Origin of the sequence: Streptomyces sp. CAI-85, from assembly GCF_013363615.1 — a bacterium.
GTDB lineage: Bacteria > Actinomycetota > Actinomycetes > Streptomycetales > Streptomycetaceae > Streptomyces > Streptomyces antibioticus_B.
The window spans coordinates 25357-43858 of sequence record NZ_JAANNX010000041.1 but is presented as its reverse complement, the minus strand read 5'-3'; the positions used below and the strand labels follow the sequence as shown (position 1 = coordinate 43858).

The 18502-nt window shown below is 73.0% G+C and carries 16 protein-coding genes; 5 read left to right on the top strand and 11 right to left on the bottom strand.

The features are described from left to right. On the bottom strand, window positions 1-190 hold a 190-nt coding region (locus tag G6W55_RS28555; RefSeq protein ID WP_254876479.1), incomplete at its 3' end, for a GTP-binding protein. A gap of 149 nt (window positions 191-339) precedes the next feature. Next, window positions 340-2535, bottom strand: a complete 2196-nt coding sequence (locus tag G6W55_RS28550) for an ABC transporter family substrate-binding protein (protein ID WP_175523667.1) — start codon at window positions 2533-2535, stop codon at window positions 340-342. Between the two features lie 301 nt (window positions 2536-2836). On the opposite strand from G6W55_RS28550, the gene G6W55_RS28545 reads away from it, so the two are divergent. The 4 genes from G6W55_RS28545 (at window position 2837) to G6W55_RS28530 (ending at window position 6711) form a co-directional block, all read left to right on the top strand. Beyond that, entirely contained in the window at window positions 2837-3127 is a 291-nt protein-coding gene (locus tag G6W55_RS28545; RefSeq protein WP_030783841.1) for a hypothetical protein, read from the top strand. Between the two features lie 83 nt (window positions 3128-3210). Then, window positions 3211-4041, top strand: a complete 831-nt coding sequence (locus tag G6W55_RS28540; RefSeq protein WP_030783838.1) for a hypothetical protein — start codon at window positions 3211-3213, stop codon at window positions 4039-4041. Between the two features lie 16 nt (window positions 4042-4057). After that, the gene (locus G6W55_RS28535) at window positions 4058-5947 is read left to right on the top strand and encodes a fumarate reductase/succinate dehydrogenase flavoprotein subunit (RefSeq protein WP_175523671.1); all 1890 of its coding nucleotides are present in this window, start codon (window positions 4058-4060) and stop codon (window positions 5945-5947) included. Next, on the top strand, window positions 5944-6711 hold the full coding sequence (locus G6W55_RS28530; RefSeq protein WP_175523666.1) for a succinate dehydrogenase/fumarate reductase iron-sulfur subunit: 768 nt from the start codon (window positions 5944-5946) through the stop codon (window positions 6709-6711). Before G6W55_RS28535 ends, G6W55_RS28530 begins: the two co-directional genes overlap by 4 nt. Window positions 6712-6720: 9 nt before the next feature. Here the strand turns inward: G6W55_RS28530 and G6W55_RS28525 are convergent, their stop codons facing one another. The 3 genes from G6W55_RS28525 to G6W55_RS28515 all read right to left on the bottom strand — a co-directional run bounded on the left by G6W55_RS28525 (window position 6721) and on the right by G6W55_RS28515 (window position 9896). Beyond that, window positions 6721-7656 carry a class I SAM-dependent methyltransferase gene (locus tag G6W55_RS28525; RefSeq protein ID WP_175523665.1) on the bottom strand — a complete coding sequence of 312 codons (936 nt, stop codon included), beginning with the start codon at window positions 7654-7656 and terminating at the stop codon, window positions 6721-6723. A 118-nt stretch (window positions 7657-7774) separates the two neighbouring features. Continuing rightward, window positions 7775-8779 (bottom strand): phosphotransferase family protein, encoded by a 1005-nt coding sequence (locus tag G6W55_RS28520; protein WP_175523664.1) that lies wholly within the window; start codon window positions 8777-8779, stop codon window positions 7775-7777. Window positions 8780-8804: 25 nt separating this feature from the next. Next, window positions 8805-9896: a hypothetical protein gene (locus G6W55_RS28515; protein ID WP_254876478.1), complete on the bottom strand. Its 1092-nt coding sequence runs from the start codon at window positions 9894-9896 to the stop codon at window positions 8805-8807. Between the two features lie 95 nt (window positions 9897-9991). On the opposite strand from G6W55_RS28515, the gene G6W55_RS28510 reads away from it, so the two are divergent. Continuing rightward, window positions 9992-11542: a hypothetical protein gene (locus tag G6W55_RS28510; RefSeq protein WP_175523663.1), complete on the top strand. Its 1551-nt coding sequence runs from the start codon at window positions 9992-9994 to the stop codon at window positions 11540-11542. 24 nt (window positions 11543-11566) lie between these two features. Here the strand turns inward: G6W55_RS28510 and G6W55_RS28505 are convergent, their stop codons facing one another. The 6 genes from G6W55_RS28505 to G6W55_RS28480 form a co-directional block, all read right to left on the bottom strand. Continuing rightward, window positions 11567-14254 carry a SpoIIE family protein phosphatase gene (locus G6W55_RS28505; RefSeq protein ID WP_175523662.1) on the bottom strand — a complete coding sequence of 896 codons (2688 nt, stop codon included), beginning with the start codon at window positions 14252-14254 and terminating at the stop codon, window positions 11567-11569. Window positions 14255-14493: 239 nt separating this feature from the next. After that, window positions 14494-14922, bottom strand: coding sequence for an ATP-binding protein (locus G6W55_RS28500; RefSeq protein WP_175523661.1), 429 nt, complete (start codon window positions 14920-14922; stop codon window positions 14494-14496). A 272-nt stretch (window positions 14923-15194) separates the two neighbouring features. After that, window positions 15195-15611, bottom strand: coding sequence for a (deoxy)nucleoside triphosphate pyrophosphohydrolase (locus tag G6W55_RS28495; RefSeq protein ID WP_175523660.1), 417 nt, complete (start codon window positions 15609-15611; stop codon window positions 15195-15197). Between the two features lie 30 nt (window positions 15612-15641). Continuing rightward, a complete protein-coding gene (locus tag G6W55_RS28490) occupies window positions 15642-15890 on the bottom strand; it encodes an SPOR domain-containing protein (RefSeq protein WP_175523659.1) in 249 nt (82 codons plus the stop codon). Between the two features lie 414 nt (window positions 15891-16304). Continuing rightward, complete coding sequence (locus G6W55_RS28485) at window positions 16305-17057, bottom strand: GntR family transcriptional regulator (RefSeq protein WP_030783807.1); 753 nt, start codon at window positions 17055-17057, stop codon at window positions 16305-16307. Window positions 17058-17218: 161 nt separating this feature from the next. Beyond that, window positions 17219-18469 (bottom strand): DUF4190 domain-containing protein, encoded by a 1251-nt coding sequence (locus G6W55_RS28480; protein WP_175523658.1) that lies wholly within the window; start codon window positions 18467-18469, stop codon window positions 17219-17221. Between the last annotated feature and the right edge of the window lie 33 nt (window positions 18470-18502).

Below are 18502 nucleotides of genomic sequence, written 5' to 3'. Positions count from 1 at the left end.
TCTTGGCGAGGATCGTGATGCCCTTCTCACGCTCCAGGTCGTTCGAGTCCATCATGCGGTCGTCGACCGAGTCGAGCTGGTGGGCGGCGAAGGCACCGGCCTGCTTCAGCATGCCGTCGACGATGGTCGTCTTGCCGTGGTCGACGTGGGCGACGATGGCTACGTTGCGAATGTCGTGGCGCGTGGCCATAAAGCGGCGTTCTCCCGGAGTGTGAGGGCGACCCTTGCTGCGTACGTGTTACGCGGGCCCTGCCGGGCTTGACACGCCACGGCCTCACCCCATGGTACGTGGCCCGGCGGGGGGCGGCCTCCGCAGGGCCACGGCGATCACTTCCCGCGTCACGTCCCGGAGGGGTGCGCGGCGGGCCTGGCTCCCTTCTCCAGGAAGCCCATGTCCTCGTAGACCGGGGTCTGGAAGCCGAAGGCGCCGGCGTTGGCGAGATTCTTGCGGGCGGCCGTGAGCTGGGGGCGCTGATAGAGAGGAATCGATCCGGCAGCGGCCCAGATCCGGGTGTCCGCCTTGCGGATCAGGTCCCGCTCCTCGCCCTCGTCCAGGGTGGAGATCGCCTGGTCGAAGAGCTGGTCGACCTGGTCGGTGCCGACCCGGGTGTAGTTCTGCTCGACGTTCAGCGATCCGTCCGCGGCCGGCTGCGGCTTGGCGTAGATCGGGCGGGCGTCGGTGGCCGGGAAGGCGGAGGCGGGCCAGGAGTACAGCGCGAGGTCGTAGGAGCCGGACGCCACGTGGTCCTTGAAGTAGCTGTCGTCGGCGACCTTGACCGTCTCGGTGCGGATGCCGACCTTCGCGAGCATCCGGGAGATCCGTGTGGCGACCTGGCGCAGGGACTCCGAGCCGGGGCCGGACGGCAGCACGAACCGCAGGCTGAGCGCCTTGCCGTTCTTGGCGAGCGCGCCGGCGGCGGCGTTGGCGGGCGCGGCGGTGCCCTTGGGGGCGTAGGCGCCGGGGGCTCCGCCCTGGTGGGGGTGGGTGAGCTGCTGCTTGCCGTCCTGGGCGAGATCCTTGCCGCCGGTGGCCTCGGCGGGGGCCTTGCCGTCCTGGCCGACGATGTAGGTGCCGTCGTCGTTCTTGTTCTTGTCCTCCTCGTTCTTGTCCTTCTCGTTCTTCTCGTTCTTCTCCTTCTTGTCTCCCTTCTCTTCCTTCTTCTCGTCGGACTTCTTGTCCTTCGACTTCTCGCCCTCGGCGCCGGCCGCCTTCTCGCCGGTCTCCTCCTTGATCGGGCCCCCGGCGACCCATCCGGCGTCCGCGAGCAGCGCCTGTGCCTCGGCGGTGTCCTGGCCGCCGAGCGCGCCGCTGCCGTCGGCGTACGCGTCCTGTCCGGAGAGGGCGAGATGGCTGCCGACCGGCACCGCGGGCAGGCCCAGCGGCTTGAGCACGAGGGCGGCCAGTGCGGTGCGGTCCAGGGCGCGGGCCACGGCCCGTCGGACGCGCTCGTCGGCGAGCGGGCCGTCGGCGCCGTTCAGCGCGAGCTGGGTGTAGGCGGGCTCCAACGAGCGGCGCACCTCGAAACCGCCCAGAGAGGTATCGGCCTTCTCGGCCTTGCTCGGCTTGTCGTCCGCCTTCTTCTCGGCGGCGCCGGACTTCTCCGCGGCGCCGGAGCTGCCCGACGCCACCGACCGCGGCCCGGCCGCGCCCTTCGGTGCGGAGGCTTTGTCGATGCGCTGCGCGGCGGCGGGGTCGATCTCGGCCAGGTCGAGCTTCCCGGCGGCCAGCGCCGCGGCCCGCTTCTCCCGGGGCACGGCCGTCAGCACGATCTCGGAGAGCTTGGCCGGCCGCCCCCACCAGCGCGGATTGCGGGCCAGCCGGACCTGCTCGTTCTTGCGGTCGACCTTCTTCACCACGAACGGTCCCGCGGTCACCTTCAGCTTGCGCCGCGCCCCGTCGTTGAAGGAGTCCGGGGTGCCCATCACCTGTTTGGGGTAGAGCGGCGAGAACAGCGACTGCCAGTCGGCGTAGGGCCGGGCGAAGGTGACCCGGACCTCCAGGTCGTTCTCGCCGCGCTCGATCTTCTCGATGCGGTCGTAGCCGGCGTTGCGGGCGGTCCAGTACGCGCTGTCCTTGCCGGACAGGGCGCGCCACTGGGCGGCGAAGTCGGCGGCGCCGATCTCCCGGCCGTCGCTCCAGACGGCCTGCTGGTTCAGCTTGTAGAGCACGACCTGCTTGGGCTCGCTGTCGACGACCTTCGCGGACTCCAGATAGGCCGGATTGCGCTGCGCCCGTCCGTTCTCGTCGATCCGGTAGAGGGACGGCAGCACGGCCTGGGCGACCCGGGTGGTGGTGGCGTCGGCGTCCGACTGGAAGGTGTTGAAGGTCTCCGGGACCGTGTCCACGGCCCAGCGCAGGGTGCCGCCCTGGGTGACCTGGGCGCGGGCGGCCGGGGCGATGTCCTGGCCGGCCAGGGGTTTGCTGGTCTCGTCCTCGGAGCCGCAGCCGGTCAGCAGGGGCACCGCGAGCGCGCCCGCGGTGAGGAAGGCGACCGAGCGCATGACCGCGCGCGGGCCGACGCCGTCGTAGGACATCTCTGGTACCTCCGGGGAGCCGCTGCCGCCGGTGACACGGGCGCGATTGGGTGCGTTCTGATCACGTTTGGCGGTATTTTGGATTTGATCAGATCTACGGCTCACTGAAGAGGAAAGGGTTCGCCTGCCGGGTGCGACACGGCGGGGGACGGGCGCAAGGCCACCCGTGCGGAGCACAGGACCCGCCAAAGCACCCGCCAATCGCTGCACACGCCTTCACAGCGACAGGTGTGACGCGCAACACTCGCAGGCGCATGAACGTTGCCGTCCCGGGCACCGCCCACGGAAGCGAGGTCACGTCATGTCCGTGCACGACGACCTGAGTACCGTCCAGCGCTGTCTCGACGACCTCTCCCGGTCCGTCGGCCGACTGGAACAGCAGCTCGGCAGCGGTGGTCTGGAGATGCGGCGGGTCCGCACCGACGCCGCCCATCTGCGGGAGAGCGTGGCGCTGCTGCGCGACGCCGCCGCCCAGCCCGCCGCACCGCGCAAGCCCGAGCTGGTCACCATCCCCGACACCCCGTACGACGACTCCCTCTGGATCGACACCGACGACGAGGGACTCGGCGCCCGGGACCGGCACGCCCCCTGAGCGGTCCCGCCCCGCGCCGGTACGCCCGTCCCCCGACCCCGCACGCCACCCGACCCGCACCGCCCACCGACCGGAGTCCTGCGTTGGCCACTGGTACGGAACCCTCGACCGACCCTCATCCACGAGGCGGCGTACGCGGCGCCGGGCGCGCCGCGATCGCCGCCCCTCATCTGCGCACCGACCGCTGGTGGCTGGCGCCCGCCGTCACCGCCGCCGGTCTGCTGGCGTTCGTCGTGTACTCCACCTGGCGGGCCTTCGCCAACGCCGACTACTACGCCGCGCCCTATGTCTCGCCGTTCTACTCGCCCTGTCTGGCGGACAACTGCGTGCCCATGCGGGGCGGCCCCAACGCCGAGATCTTCGGCGGCTGGTGGGGCATCTCCCCCGCGATCATCATCCTGATCTTCCCGCTCGGCTTCCGGCTGACCTGCTACTACTACCGCAAGGCGTACTACCGGGGCTTCTGGGCCTCGCCCCCCGCCTGCGCGGTCGCCGAACCGCACGCGAAGTACACCGGTGAGACCCGCTTCCCGCTGATCCTCCAGAACATCCACCGGTACTTCTTCTACGCCGCGCTCGCCGTCGCCGGGATCCTGACCTACGACACCGCGCTGACGTTCCGCGACGAGCACTACGCCTGGGGCCACATGGGCCTGGGCACCCTGATCTTCCTGGTCAACATCGTGCTGATCTGGGCGTACACGATCTCCTGCCACTCCTGCCGGCACATCGTCGGCGGCAAGCTCCGGCACTTCTCCCGGCATCCGGTGCGCTACCGCGCCTGGCAGTTCGTCGGCCGGCTCAACGCCCGCCATATGCAACTGGCCTGGGCGTCCCTGCTGAGCGTGGCGCTCGCCGACTTCTACGTGTACCTGCTCGCGTCCGGTGTCTTCGACGATCCGAGGTTCTTCTGATGAGTGGGGCGTGCTGATGTCCGTGGTCGACCGCCAGGAGTGGGACGTCGTCGTGGTCGGCGCGGGGGGTGCCGGGCTGCGCGCCGCGATCGAGGCGCGCGAGAGGGGCGCCCGTACGGCCGTGATCTGCAAGTCCCTGTTCGGCAAGGCGCACACCGTGATGGCCGAGGGCGGGATCGCCGCCGCGATGGCCAACGCCAACGAGCACGACACCTGGCAGGTCCACTTCCGCGACACCATGCGCGGCGGCAAGTTCCTCAACCAGTGGCGGATGGCCGAGCTGCACGCCCAGGAGGCGCCGGACCGGGTGTGGGAACTGGAGACCTGGGGCGCCCTGTTCGACCGGACGAAGGACGGCCGGATCTCCCAGCGCAACTTCGGCGGCCACGAGTACCCGCGGCTCGCGCACGTCGGCGACCGCACCGGCCTGGAGCTGATCCGCACCCTCCAGCAGAAGATCGTCGCGCTCCAGCAGGAGGACCACCGTGAGACCGGCGACTACGAGTCCCGGCTGAAGGTGTTCCAGGAGTGCACGGTCACCCGGATCCTCAAGGACGGCCCGCGGGTCTCGGGCGTCTTCGCCTACGAGCGGGAGACCGGCCGGTTCTTCGTCCTGGAGGCGCCCGCCGTGGTCGTCGCGACCGGCGGCATCGGCAAGTCGTTCAAGGTGACGTCGAACTCGTGGGAGTACACGGGCGACGGACACGCGCTGGCCCTGCTCGCCGGGGCGCCGCTGGTGAACATGGAGTTCGTCCAGTTCCATCCGACGGGCATGGTCTGGCCGCCGTCCGTAAAGGGCATCCTCGTCACCGAGTCCGTGCGCGGCGACGGCGGGGTGCTGCGCAACTCCGAGGGCGAGCGGTTCATGTTCGACTACGTCCCGGACGTCTTCAAGGAGAAGTACGCCGAGTCGGAGGAGGAGGGCGACCGCTGGTACGAGGACCCGGAGCACAACCGGCGCCCGCCCGAGCTGCTCCCCCGCGACGAGGTGGCCCGCGCGATCAACGCCGAGGTCAAGGCGGGCCGGGGCTCCCCGCACGGCGGGGTGTTCCTGGACGTGTCGACGCGGATGCCCGCCGAGGTCATCAAGCGGCGGCTGCCCTCGATGTACCACCAGTTCAAGGAGCTGGCCGACGTCGACATCACGGCGGAGGCGATGGAGGTCGGGCCGACCTGCCACTACGTGATGGGCGGGATCGCGGTCGACTCCGACACCGCGGCGGCGCGGGGCGTACCGGGGCTGTTCGCGGCCGGTGAGGTGGCCGGCGGGATGCACGGCTCGAACCGGCTGGGCGGCAACTCCCTCTCCGACCTGCTGGTGTTCGGCCGCCGGGCGGGCCTGCACGCGGCTCGGCACGCCGAGGACACGGACGCGCGGCCGCCCGTGCACGAGGCGGAGATCGAGGCGGCGGCGACGGAGGCACTGCGGCCGTTCGCCGCCGGTCCGGCGGAGAACCCGTACACGCTGCACCAGGAGCTCCAGCAGGCCATGAACGACCTGGTCGGCATCATCCGCCGGCAGGGCGAGATGGAGCAGGCCCTGGAGCGGCTCGCGCAGTTGCGGGTCCGGGCGCGGCAGGCGGGCGTGGAGGGGCACCGGCAGTTCAACCCGGGCTGGCATCTCGCCCTGGACCTGCGGAACATGCTGCTGGTCAGCGAGTGCGTGGCCCGGGCGGCGCTGGAGCGCACGGAGTCGCGGGGCGGTCACACCCGGGAGGACCATCCGGCGATGGAGCGGGCCTGGCGCAACGTCAATCTGCTGTGCCGGCTGGCCGAACCGCCGGGCGACGGGGCCGCGATCGGCCTCGTCCGGGAGAACACCGACCCCATCCGCGCCGATCTGCTCGCCCTCTTCGAGAAGGAGGAGCTGGTCAAGTACCTCGCCGAGGAGGAGCTGTACCGATGAGCGGCTACGAGGCACGGTTCAGGGTGTGGCGGGGCGACGTCGAGGGCGGCGGCCTGGAGGACTACACGGTCGAGGTCAACGACGGTGAGGTGGTCCTGGACATCGTCCACCGGCTCCAGGCCACCCAGGCGCCCGATCTCGCCGTCCGCTGGAACTGCAAGGCGGGCAAGTGCGGTTCGTGCTCGGCGGAGATCAACGGGCGGCCCCGGCTGATGTGCATGACCCGGATGTCGGTGTTCACCCGGGACGAGACGATCACGGTGACGCCGCTGCGGGCGTTCCCGGTGATCCGCGATCTGGTGACCGACGTGAACTTCAACTACCGCAAGGCGCGGGAGGTTCCGGCGTTCGTGCCGCCTGAGGGGCTGGGGCTCGGCGAGTACCGGATGTTCCAGGAGGACGTGGACCGGCCGCAGGAGTTCCGCAAGTGCATCGAGTGCTTCCTGTGCCAGGACACCTGCCATGTGGTGCGCGACCACGAGGAGAACAAGCCGGCGTTCGCGGGGCCCCGGTTCCTGATGCGGGTGGCCGAGCTGGACATGCATCCGCTGGACGCGGCCGAGGAGTCCGGCCTGGACCGCAAGCGCACGGCCCAGGACGAACACGGGCTGGGCTACTGCAACATCACCAAGTGCTGCACGGAGGTGTGCCCCGAGGGCATCAGGATCACGGACAACGCGCTGATCCCGCTGAAGGAGCGCGCGGTCGACCGCAAGTACGATCCGCTGGTCTGGCTGGGCAACAAGATCCTTCGGCGCGGCTGAGGCGGGCGGTCAGTCCTGTGCCCGGGCCCTGAGGTAGCCCGAGTGCGCCACCTGCCCCAGGAAGGTGAACCGGGTGGTGCCGTCCGCCATGTGCTTGTCGAACGCTTCTTTGATCCCGGGCCACTTGGGGTGCCCGAAGTCGTCCAGGACGACGATCCCGCCGGGTGCGACGAGGGTCTCCGCCCACTCCAGGTCGGCCGCCACCCCGGCGGCCGAGTGGTCGCCGTCGACGACGACCACACCGTAGGAGCGGTCGGAGACCCGGGCGCGCACCTCGGGGTCCTCGGAGAAGCCCTGCCGGATGCGGGTGGCGGTGCCGGCCGGTCCCACCAGGCTCAGATTGGTGCGCACCGCGGCCTCCCGCACCGGGGTGCCGGAGGCGTCGGCGCCCATGGTGGTGCCGGGCTGCAACTGGGTTCCGGCGAGCGGGTCGACGATGGTCAGCCGGGGGTCGCGTCCGGCCTTCTCCATCATCCGGATCAGGGACGCGCCGAACATCCCGTACAGCGTGCCGATCTCCAGCAGGTCGTCGTTCGGCGGGTCCAGCAGCGGGACGGCGGCGAGCTTGCCGACGATGTTCATGGTGCCGCCGGCGATCCGGCCGACCCCGAGCGCCTCCATCGCGACGAGCAGCCGGAACGCCTGCGCGACGGCGCCCTCGGCGGCCTCCGGTTTCCCGGTCACCTCGGCGAGTTCGGCGATCGTCCGGTCGAGATGGGGCGCGGACGGCAGCCGGGACGCGCCGCGCCCGGTCCCGTCGAAGAACAGCTCCAGCGGCCGCTGCCGGTTGCGCAGGGTCCTCAGTTCCCGCGCCACGTCCGACGGGACGGCCCCGCCGGCGTTCCCGACCACACGCCGGACCTGCCGCTCGACCCGCTGGTCGATGAGCTCGGCCACCGGCCGCAGCGCACGCCGGACGGCCTTGCTGGTGAGAAGCGATCGCATCACGGGGAGACCTTCACAGGAAGAGGAGATGAGGACGCTAGGCCCCCCTCCTCCCCCGCACAACCAACACCGGCACCCTTGCGCGAGAAGCCCGCGTGACGAGTGGGCGACGGGACGGCTACCCCTGCGGCCCTGCCCCCGCGCCCCGCGCCAGGTCCAGTGCCCGGCGCAGGTTGAACTCGGCGATCTCCCGCATCGGGGCGGGGTCGGGGAAGTCGCCGTCCAGCAGCCGCAGCGGGCCCGCGACCAGGGAGAGGTGCAGGGTGAGGCGGTGGAGGGCGAGCCGGTCCGGGTCGAGGCCGGGGGCGCGCAGGACGTCGTACCAGGGGCCGAAGCGCAGCTCCAGGAAGGCGTGTTCGCGTTCCGCGTCGCAGTAGCCCAGGTCCTCGACGTCGATGAGGACCGGTTCGCCGTCCTCGGTCAGCAGGACGTGGTCCGGGCCGAGTTCGCCGTGGACCAGCGAGGAGATGGGGCGAGGGCGGACGGCGCCGTGCAGCTCCCGCACGCGGTCCCGCAGCCGGTCGCGGGCCCGCCGGGCCCGGGGGTCGCGCGCGGCCACCTCGTCGATGTCGGCCAGGGCCCGGTCGGCGACGGCCCGCGCGCAGGCGACGCCGTCGGGCGCCGGGCCGCCCTCCTCGACGGAGGCGACCCCGCCGTGTCCGGCGGCGGTGCGGGCGCGCATCGCTTCGAGTATCCGGGCCAGTTGGTCCAGGGCGGGGCGCGCCCGGTCCGGGTCGTCGCGCAGGGCGGCTTCCAGGGTGGGGCCACCGACGTCCTCGACGACCGCCGCGCGGGCCGGCAGATGCGTGCCGTCCGCGTCGAGGAGCAGGATGCGCGGCACCCGCACGCCGAGCGCGGTCAGCCGGCGGTGCGCGGAGAGGAACAGGGCGGGTCCGGCGGTGACGTCGGCGTCGGGCCGGGCCCAGTAGTCCTCCTGCGGGGACCAGACGTAGGCGATCGCGGTGGAGCCGTCGTCGTGGACGAGCCGGTAGACGCCCTTGCTGGTGCCGCCGGTGAGGCGGGTGGCGGCCGCCAGGGTGCGGTGTCCGCCGGCCGCCGCGCGGGCCAGCGGCGCGAGGCCGGCGGTGGTCAGATGGCGGCGCGGGGGCGGTGGTGTGGTCATCCGGCCGAGTCTTCCGGGTCCGCGGTCACCGGACCCAGTCGTTTTCGTACGACGCCCAGTCCGTCTCCGACGCCGCGAAGTCGACGTAGGCCGCGACGCCGAAGTTCTGGCGGTCGGCGTCGGTGCGGGAGAGGCCGAGGCGGACGCCTCGGACGGCGGCGGCGACGGTTTCGGCGTGGGCCCAGTGGCCGAAGCGGTTCTCCTGGTAGAAGGGGAGGCCCATGAGGAGGTCCGTGGAGGGCGGGGTGACCTCCAGGGCGAGGGAGGTCTGCTGGGCGACGTAGCCGCCGTAGGTGCTCTCCAGGGGCTGCATGGTGTCGTACGACATCACGGCGATCTGGTCGACGCGACGGGCGACCTGGCCGAAGAACCACTGGGACCACCACTTGGGGTGTCCCGTGGTGGCGCCCCAGAAGGAGTGGAAGCCGGGGACCGGGTCGATCTGGTGGGCGGCGACGGAGAGCTGGGCGCCCCGGGAGCGGGTGAGGTCGCGCAGGGAGTCCAGGAGGGTGAGGTAGTCGCGGTCGCCGGAGTGCAGGGGCTCCAGGTCGAAGTGGGTGCCCTCGAAGCCGGTGTCGAGGATCTGGCGCGCGGAGCGGACCACGGCGGCCCGGGTCTCGGGCTTCTCCAGCCGCATGCCGTGCGGGCTCTCGGAGGCGAGGACGTCACCCAGCCATGCCTGGACCCGGATGCCGGGGGCCTCACGGTGGACCGCCTCGACGAACCAGGCCGCCTCGGGATGCACCGACGCGGGCAGGGTGCCGTCGTGCTCCAGCGGCCCGGCGTGCACGTACAGGTCGTGGATGCCGGTGTCGCTCAGCCGCCGCGCGAGCTTTCTGACGTCGGCGTCGGTCTTGCGGCCGTCGACCCAGGCGTGCCCCAGCCAGAGCGCGTCCTTGCCCCGGCTGTAGGTGCCCTCGGCGGGGTCGCCCAGGTTGTTCACCCCGAGGGCGATCTGGGAGGCGACGACGGGTGCCAGGAGCAGCAGCACGGCTCCGAGGACCCAGCGGCGCCAGTGGCGGAGGCGGCGGGGGTGGGGGTGGGGGCCGCCGGGCGGCTCCGGTGGGGTCTCGCCCGTGTCCGTGGTCTCTCCGGTCGTCGCCTCGTCCGTCGTCATCCCGTCTTCCCCTCCCGTGGTCCCGTGCCCCCACCGCCCCCGGCTCGGGTGCGCCCCGCTCGCGTGCCCGCAATCGCGGCCATACGCTCCGAAATGTGACGTCATCCCTGTCCCGAGGCCGGCCGCCGCGCGTCGCCTCCCACATATCCGTGCGGGTGGCGCACGCCGTGCTGGGCGCCGCGGCCGGGCTGGTGTGGCTGGTGCTGCCGGGAATGACGTCGCAGAACGAGGCGCCGGTTGCGATCAAGGAGCCCGGACCCACCGCGAGCGCCGCCGCCGCGCCCGCGGACGAGGCGTCGGGCACCGACCTGGTGCTGCCGGTCGCCGCGGTCGGCGCCGCGGGTCTGCTCGCCGGGTACGGGTACATACGCCGGGTCCGGCGCACCCGTGACCGGACCACCCCCGGCTCGGCGGCCACCCCGCCGCCCCCGGCCTCGGATCCGCCACCGGCCGGCCCCGACGAGGAGGCCCGCGAGGCGCTGGTCCTGGCGGACGACCGGCTGCGGGCCGCGCGCGCGGAACTCGGCTTCGCCGAGGCCCGGTACGGCCCGGACGCCGTGGCCCCCTTCGCCGCCGCGCTGGCGCAGGCCGGGCACGAGTGGGCCGTCGCGGCCCGGATGCGGCAGCGCTACGACCACGGGGAACCGGCGGAGGAGGCGGCCCGCCGGCACGCGCTCGCCGGGATCGTCGGGCGGTGCGCGGAGGCGGAACGCCGGCTGGACGCCGAGGCGGAGGACTTCGCCCGGCTCAGGCGGCTCACGGAGATCGAGGGGCTGGAGGCGGCGCTGGCGGTGGCCGAGGAACGGTTCCGGGAGCTGGCCGGGCGGGCCCTGGCCGCGGACGCCGTCCTCGCGGGACTGCGCGAGCGGTACGCGCCCACCGCGACCGCGGCCATCGTCGGCAACCTCGAACAGGCCAAGGACCGGCTGCTGTTCAGCACCACCCGGCTCAACCGGGCCCGCCAGTCGGCCGACGCGGGCGCCATGGATCGCGCGGCGCGCCAACTCCGTTCCGCCGAGGGGGCTGTGACCCAGGCGGCCGTGTTCGTGGACGGTGTCGAGCGGCGGGCGGGCGAGCTGCGGGCGGCCGAGGAGACCGTGCCGGCCGCGCTCACCGGCGCGCAGGCGGAGCTGGCCCGGGTGCGCCGCCAGGCACCGCCGGACGGCACGCCCGAGGGCGAGCTGCGCTCCCGGCTGCTGAACGCCGACGCCGTCCTGGCCTCCGTACGCCAGGAGATCACCGCGCGGCGGCCGTACGATCCGGTGGCCGTGCTGCGGCGGATCGTACGGGCGGTCGGGGCGGCCGTCCCGGAGCGGGGCGGGGTGCTCGGGGCCGCCGCGCTGCTGGTGGCGCGGGCCTCGGCCGACGCCGCCGAGGACCGGGTGGCCACGCACCGGGGGGTGGTGGGTGCGACCGCCCGCACCCGGCTCGCGGAGGCGCGGCGGCTGCTCGCGGACGGCGATCCGGCGGACCGGACGGCCGCCGACGCGCTCGCCCTGGAGGCGCTGGACCTGGCCGAGCGGGACGTGCTGGCGCACGGCACGCCGGACGCGGGGCCGGAGGGCGCGGCCGGGACAGGCGGGGCCGTGCTCGGCGGGGTGGTGCCCGCCGGGGATCCCGAGAACGGCCCGCCGTCGGGTTTCTGACCTTCCGTCACATCACCGTGGCTCTCAGAACAGGCTCAGCAGAGCCTCCGCCGGGTCCATCAGGCCCGACTGCCCGTCCGGCAGCGGGAGTTCGAACCAGACCGTCTTGCCGCGCGGGGTGCGGCGGGAGCCCCAGGCCGCGCTGAGCAGGCCGACGAGCTGGAGGCCGCGGCCGCCCTCGTCGGTGTCGCGCGCCCGGCGCCGGCGCGGCTGGACCAGGCCCGCGTCCCAGACCTCGCACACCAGCGTGCGGTCCAGCAGCAGCCGCAGTCTGATCTCGCCCTCGCCGTACCGCAGCGCGTTGGTGACGAGTTCGCTGACCAGCAACTCGGTGGTGTCGACAAGGGGTTCGAGGTCCCAGGACAGCAGTTGGCCGCGCGCGAACTCGCGGGCCCGGCCGACGCTGCGCGGCTCGCGCGGCAGCGTCCAGTCGCCGACGGACTCGGTGGGCAGGCCCTGTACACGTGCCATCAGCAGCGCGATGTCGTCCTCGCCGTGGTGGGTGTCGAGGGTGTTGAGGACGTGGTCGCAGACGTCCTCCAGCGGGCTGGAGGGGTCGGCCAGCGCGCCCACGAACGCCTGGAGGCCCTCGTCCAGCGGATGGTCCCGGGACTCGACCAGGCCGTCGGTGTACAGCGCCAGCAGCGCGCCCTCGGGCAGGTCGACCTCCACCTCCTCGAAGGGCTCCCCGCCGACGCCGAGCGGCATGCCGGGCGGCACGTCGAGCATCAGCGCGGGTTCGCCGGGTTCGACCAGGACCGGTGGGAGATGGCCGGCGTTGGCGAAGGTGCAGCGGCGGGTGACGGCGTCGTAGACGGCGTAGACGCAGGTCGCGAGGTACACCTCGGAGAGGTCGGCCTCGCGGGGGCGGCGGGCGGCGCGGGTGGCCTGCTGGACGCCGCCGGGGGTGCCGAGACCGCGGGCGATCTCGTCCAACGCGGAGAGCACCTCGGCCGGTTCGAGGTCGAGCAGGGCCAAGGTGCGCACGGCGGTGCGCAGTTCGCCCATGGCGACGGCGGCGCGCAGTCCGCGGCCCATCACGTCGCCGACCACCAGCGCGGTGCGGTGGCCGGGCAGTTCGATGACGTCGAACCAGTCGCCGCCGACCTCGCTGGGGCGGCCCGTGGAGGCGTTCCCGGGCAGATAGCGGCAGGCGATGTCGAGGCCGGACGCGACCGGGTCACCGGGCGGCAGCAGGGACCGCTGGAGCATCAACGCCCGCTCGTGCTCACGCCGGTAGAGGCGGGCGTTGTCGATACAGACGGCGGCGCGGGCGGCCAGCTCCACGGCGAGGTCCCGGTCCCGGTCGCCGAACGGCTCGCTGCCCTTGGTGCGGGAGAACTGGGCGAGGCCGACGACGGTGTCGTGGGCGACCATCGGGACGGCGAGGGTGGACTGCACCAGGCCGCCCTCCTCGCCGGGCACGGCCTTCGGGCGGGCGGTGCGCAGGGCGTCCGCGCAGGGCGAGTTGAACGGGAAGTGGTGGACGGCGCCGACCGCCACGGAGGGTCCCGACCCGGCGAACGGGGCGTCGGAGACGGCCGAGGAGAAGGCGACCCGGCGCAGTTCGGCGCTGCCGTCGGCGAGGCCGGGCGGGGTCTCGTCGCCGGTCAGCAGGCCCTGGTAGAGGTCGACGGTGGCCAGGTCGCAGAAGCCGGGGACGACCACGTCGAGGAGTTCGCGCGCGGTGGTCTCCAGGTCGAGGGAGTTCCCTATCCGGGCGCCCGCCTCGTTCAGTAGGGCGAGATTGCGCCGGGCCGCGGCGGCCTCGCGGGCGGCGGCGCGGCGGGCCGTGATGTCGGTGCCGAGCCAGGCGATCCCCATGGGGCTGCCGGAACCGCTGTTGACCCGGTAGAGGTTGATCGACCAGTGCCGGCGCTCCTCGGAGCCGGGCAGGAAGCCGGTGACGTGCATGTCCGTGATGGAGTCGCCGGTCCTGAGGACCCGGCGCAGGGTGGCGGTGACCCGCTCGGCCTCGGGGCGGGGCAGATAGTCGTGGACGCCCTTGCCGCGGTGGTCGTCGGGGGTGCCGCCGAAGAGGGAGGCGAACCGCTCGTTGGCGCGGCGGACCCGCAGGTCGGGGTCGATCAGCAGGAACCCGAACGGGGATTGGCCGAAAATGGCCTGCGAGGCGGCGAGATCGGTCTCGATGCTGCGCAGCGTGCGGACGTCGACGACGATGCACACGGCGGCCTTCTCGCCGTCGAGGCTGCGGGTCGGCATGACGTAGACCTCGGCGAGGCCCTGTTCGCCGCGGCCGCCGCCGGGCGCCGGGTCCGGCATCCGGAAGGGGACCACGCCGGTCCACTCCCGGCCGTCGAGGATCTCGGCCATCTTGCGCTGGCCGCGCTCGCGCAGGTCGGGGTCGATGAACGCGTCGATGGGGTCGATGCCGAGGGCCCGTTCGGCCGGGATGCCGAAGATCTGCTCGGCACGCAGGCTCCACTGGTCGACCAGCCCGTCGGGGCCGATGGAGAAGGACGCGACCCTGATGTAGTCGTAGATCGAGCCGGGCGGGCTGCTCTGCCACATGGGGTCGCCGGGTGTCTCGGCGGGCGACTCGACGGGTGACTCGAGGGGTGTCCCGCCGTCCGCGAGGCCCTCGTGCGCGGCGTCGGCGGCACCGCCGTCGGGGAGCGCGTCAGCGGCTCTCGTCCTCGCGCCGTCCGACGGGTCCTCGGACTCCGTGGCCTTCGCTGGTATCTCGCTCACGCGAACCGTCCCCTCCAGCTCACCGCGTCCGGCACCGGTCACCGGCGGCGGCTGCCCGCAGTATCCAGCACTACGCGTCACCGCGACACGGTGTTCACGATCACAGCACGGTCCAGGCGTTTTTTGGCCCGTTCCGCGACAACACTTCCAGTCTTCTAACCAGCGGACACCACGTCGAACCACACCTTCGGGGACCGGTCGTGGAGCGCGGTGCCGAGCACGGCCGCGGTCCGGGGCGCTCAGCCCGGCACGGCCAGTTCGAACCACACCGTTTTACCGGTGTCACCGGGGCGGCTGCCCCAGCGGCGGGAGGCGGAGGCCACCAACTGGAGCCCGCGGCCGCTCTCGTCCTCGGGATGCGCCGCGCGTTCCTTCGGCGGGTCCGGCACCGGGTCGGAGACCTCGACCAGCAGCACCCGCTCCGGTCGCGCGGGGCGCACCAGGCGGACGCCGATCGGCCCGGAGGCGTGCCGCAGTGCGTTGGTGACCAGCTCGCTGACCAGCAGCTCCGCCACATCGCCCAGACCGTCGAGGTCCCAGTCGTCCAACTGGCGGCGGACCGCGCCACGTGCGGCGCGCACGGCTCCGGGCTCCGCGGGGAACGTCCACTCGGCACAGTCGCCTTCGGTGTCGCTCACGCCGATCACTTCCCGGGCCAGCGAGTTCACCCATGTCCGGTTTCGTGGGGTTAATGGGCCCATACCCGATATCCCTGGGGCATTACCGTGCCCAGGGGCGCGCGGTGGCGCGAACAGCGCGCGCACATCGGCCGCACTCCCCGGCGTGCGCACCGGGTCCATGGGTGGGCGGAGTCGCGCGGTCGTGGGGTCGTGGGGTCGTGGGGCCGCGCGGCCGCAGGGCCGCGCAGCCATGGAGTCGCGCAGCCGCGGGGCCGCGCAGCCGTGGAGTCGCGCAGTCGCCCGGTCCCCGAGTCGCGGAGTCAGTGGGCGGCGCGGCCGGCGGTCAGGCGGGTCAAGGTCTCGCGGACGGCGGGGACGTCCTGGTCGAGCCAGGGGACGTCCCAGATCCCGTCCGGAGCGAGCCAGCGCAGCTCGTCATGGTCCTCGAGAGGCGCGGGGACGGCGGAGCCGGGGCGCAGCCGGGCCGTCCAGACGTGGAGGACGTAGGGGTCGCGCAGGGGCCACTCCCCCGGGATCCGCTCGACGGGGTCGGCGTCGACGCCCAGTTCCTCGCGGAGTTCACGCACCAGGGCGGCCTCGGGGCGCTCGCCGGGCTCGACCTTGCCGCCGGGCAGCTCCCAGCGGCCGGCGAGGTCGGGGGGAGCGCTGCGGCGCGCGGCGAGCAGCCGGCCGCCGTCGAGCAGGGCGGCGCCGACCACCACGATCCGTTCCGTCATGCGCCGGAGCCTACGGGACGGCCGGGGGCGTCAGTTACGGGTGCCGTCGCCGTTCTGCGCGGGCGCCTGGGTGTGGGTCTGGCCGTGCGTCTGGGTGTGGGCCTGGGTCTGGTTGATCCGTTCGACCCAGTAGAGCTGCTTGTGGCCGCGGGCGTCGAGGCTGTCGGCGATCTTCTGGGCCTCGGCCCGGGTGGCGTACCGGCCCACGCGGTAGCGATTGCCGTTGTCGTCCTGTCGTATGACGAGCCAGGGCAGTGAAAGGGTGCCGCCCTCGTTCATCGCGCTCCTCCGCTTCCCGTCCGCGGCCCGCTCCGCGCTCCGCCGTCTGAGGAAACCGCAATCCGCATATGCCCGAGCGTACGCCTTACCTTTACGCAGCGAACACGCCTTTGCACAAAGAGGTACGCAACCAGCCAGGACGCAGGGGGCGCACGGGAGAGAACGCGCCGTGCGGGCACCGCGACGCATCCGGTCGGCGGCGTATCGGGCCCGAACGGGACGACCTGCGGGAACGGCCGGAAACGACCGGATTCCGACGGCGCGCGCCGGGTCCCGGGACGTACCGGACCCCGGCCGGGGCGCGCCGAGGGTGTGCGCCGCTCACCGGCGGGCGCCGCCGCAGGGCCGGGTCACCGTACCGGGAGGTGATACGCGGCCCGGGTCACCGCACCGGAAGGCGGCACGCGGCCCGGGTCACCGCACCGGAAGGTGATACGCGACCCGGTAGCGGTCGGCCGGGACGACCACGTCGGCCGTCTCGACCGGGCGGCCCGAGGCGAAGTAGGTGCGCTGGACGACCAGCACCACATGCCCGGGGACACCGCCGAGGGCGAGCAGCTCCTCGGCGAGGCCGGGGCGGGCGCCGACCTCCTCGGTGACGTTGTCCACGATGACGTCGATGGCGCGCATGCGCTCGACCACGCCCATGCCGCCGACCGGGCCCTCCTCGGGCAGCATCACGGGGGTGCGGCCGGTGACGGCGAGGGGCTCCCAGGAGGTGGAGAGCATCATCGCCTCCCCGGCCTCCCGGAAAACGTACTTGGTGCACATCACGCGGTCGCCCGGCTGGATCCCGAGCCGCTCGGCGACGGCCACGCTCGCCTCGGTCTGCTCGCTCTTGGACTCCCAGGTCCCGCGTGCCTGCGCCTCGGCCTGCTCCTGACGGAACGGGGTGGCGCCGCTGGCCGGCCGGTACCCGGAGCGGGAGATCCGGCGCGGCACCGGCCGCTCGCGCACATAGGTGCCGGAGCCGGAGCGGCCCTCCACCAGCCCCTCCGCCATCAGCACCTTGCGCGCCTCCAGCGCCACGGTGTCCGAGACGCCGTACTCCTCGCGGATTCTGGCCTGGGAGGGGAGACGGGTGTGCGGGGGCAGCGAGCCGTCGACGATCTTCTTGCGGAGATCACCCGCGACACGCAGGTAGGCCGGCTGCTCACCGAATGTCACAAGCCACTCCCATCAGGTTGTACAGACAGCTACAGCCTGGCAACCGTGGGTTCCACCGTGCAAGCAAAGGCCAGAGAATCACTCGATGTGATGACAACCGGCCCCGGGAGGCTTTGCGCAGGCACTTTCTCCCCGCTCCCGGAGGCGATCATTCCTCCGGATCACACATCGAGGCGGCCGGAGCCCCCGCTCCCCTCGCCGCCGCTCCCCTCGTCGTAGACCGGCGGGGTGGTGGCCAGGCCCAGAGCCTTGCGGGCGGTGACGGTGGTCCTGCCGTCGACGGACTCGTAGCCGCGGTCGTAGTACGTGTAGAACCTGTCGACGTCACGGGCGGTCGCCGCCTTGCCCCAGTCCTCGCCGATGTCCTCCATCTCGGCGGCCAGCGCCTCGACGGACTTGGCCGTGGTGCCGGGCCAGGTGTGGGCGCGCAGTGCGGCGGCCTGCTCGCCGAACGCGTCCCGGACGTCGGCGGCCCAGTCCTTGTTGACCGCGAGGTCGTCCTCCGGGTAGTCCTGCGGCTCCCGGTCGAGGACGGCGTCGACGGCGTTCATCGCGTCCAGGAAGGCGACCTGATCGGCGTTCAGGGTGGACGCGTCGGCGCGCAGCGAGCCGGTCAGGGTGCCCGACTCGTCGACACTCGCGAACACGCAGGTGACCTCGTGGTCGCCCCAGTCCCAACTGTCGGCGGTGGGCACCAGGTAGTACACGTCGACGTCCTCGCCCAGTGCCCAGGTGTCCATCGCGTAGGCGGCGCGGAGCGTCCAGCACTTGTCCTCGGCGAGGGCCGTGACCCGGTCGTCGCCCGGGAAGTCGCGGCCGGTCACCGGGACGACGGCGAACACCTCGCCCTCGTGCTCACCGGCACAGGGCACCTCGTCGACGTCGTAGACGTCCTCGTCGAAGCCCGGTCCCGGGACGTCGAAGCAGTCACCCCGGTCAAGCGAGAAGCTGGACTCGGCCGCGCCCTCCTCGAAGCCCTCCCAGAAGTCGGTCCCCGCGTTCGTGGCCAACAGCAGCGCCCACAGCGCGAGACCGACGGAGGACAGCACCGCGCCCGTGACCGCCATGCCCTTGCCGCGTTCGCCGCGCCGCCGGATCTGCACCAGGGCGACGATCCCGAGGATCAGGCCGACGGCCGGCAGGAAGCACAGGACGCCCAGCACCAGCGCCGCGATCGCCACCCCGTTGACCGGCGAGGGCCGGGTGAAGGGGCTGTACCCCTGACCCCACGTCGCGTAGGGCGGACCGCCGTACGGGGACGGCGGATAGGGGCCCGGACCCTGCGGACCGTATGGCTGCGACCCGTACTGCTGCGGCCCGTACGGGGCCTGCGGATACGGGCCCTGCGGGGGTGTGGGCGCCGCGTACGGGTCCTGGGGCTGCTGGGGCCCGGGGGGCGGGGGTATGGACACGTATACGGTGCTCCTGGTTCGGACGGGCCGGCG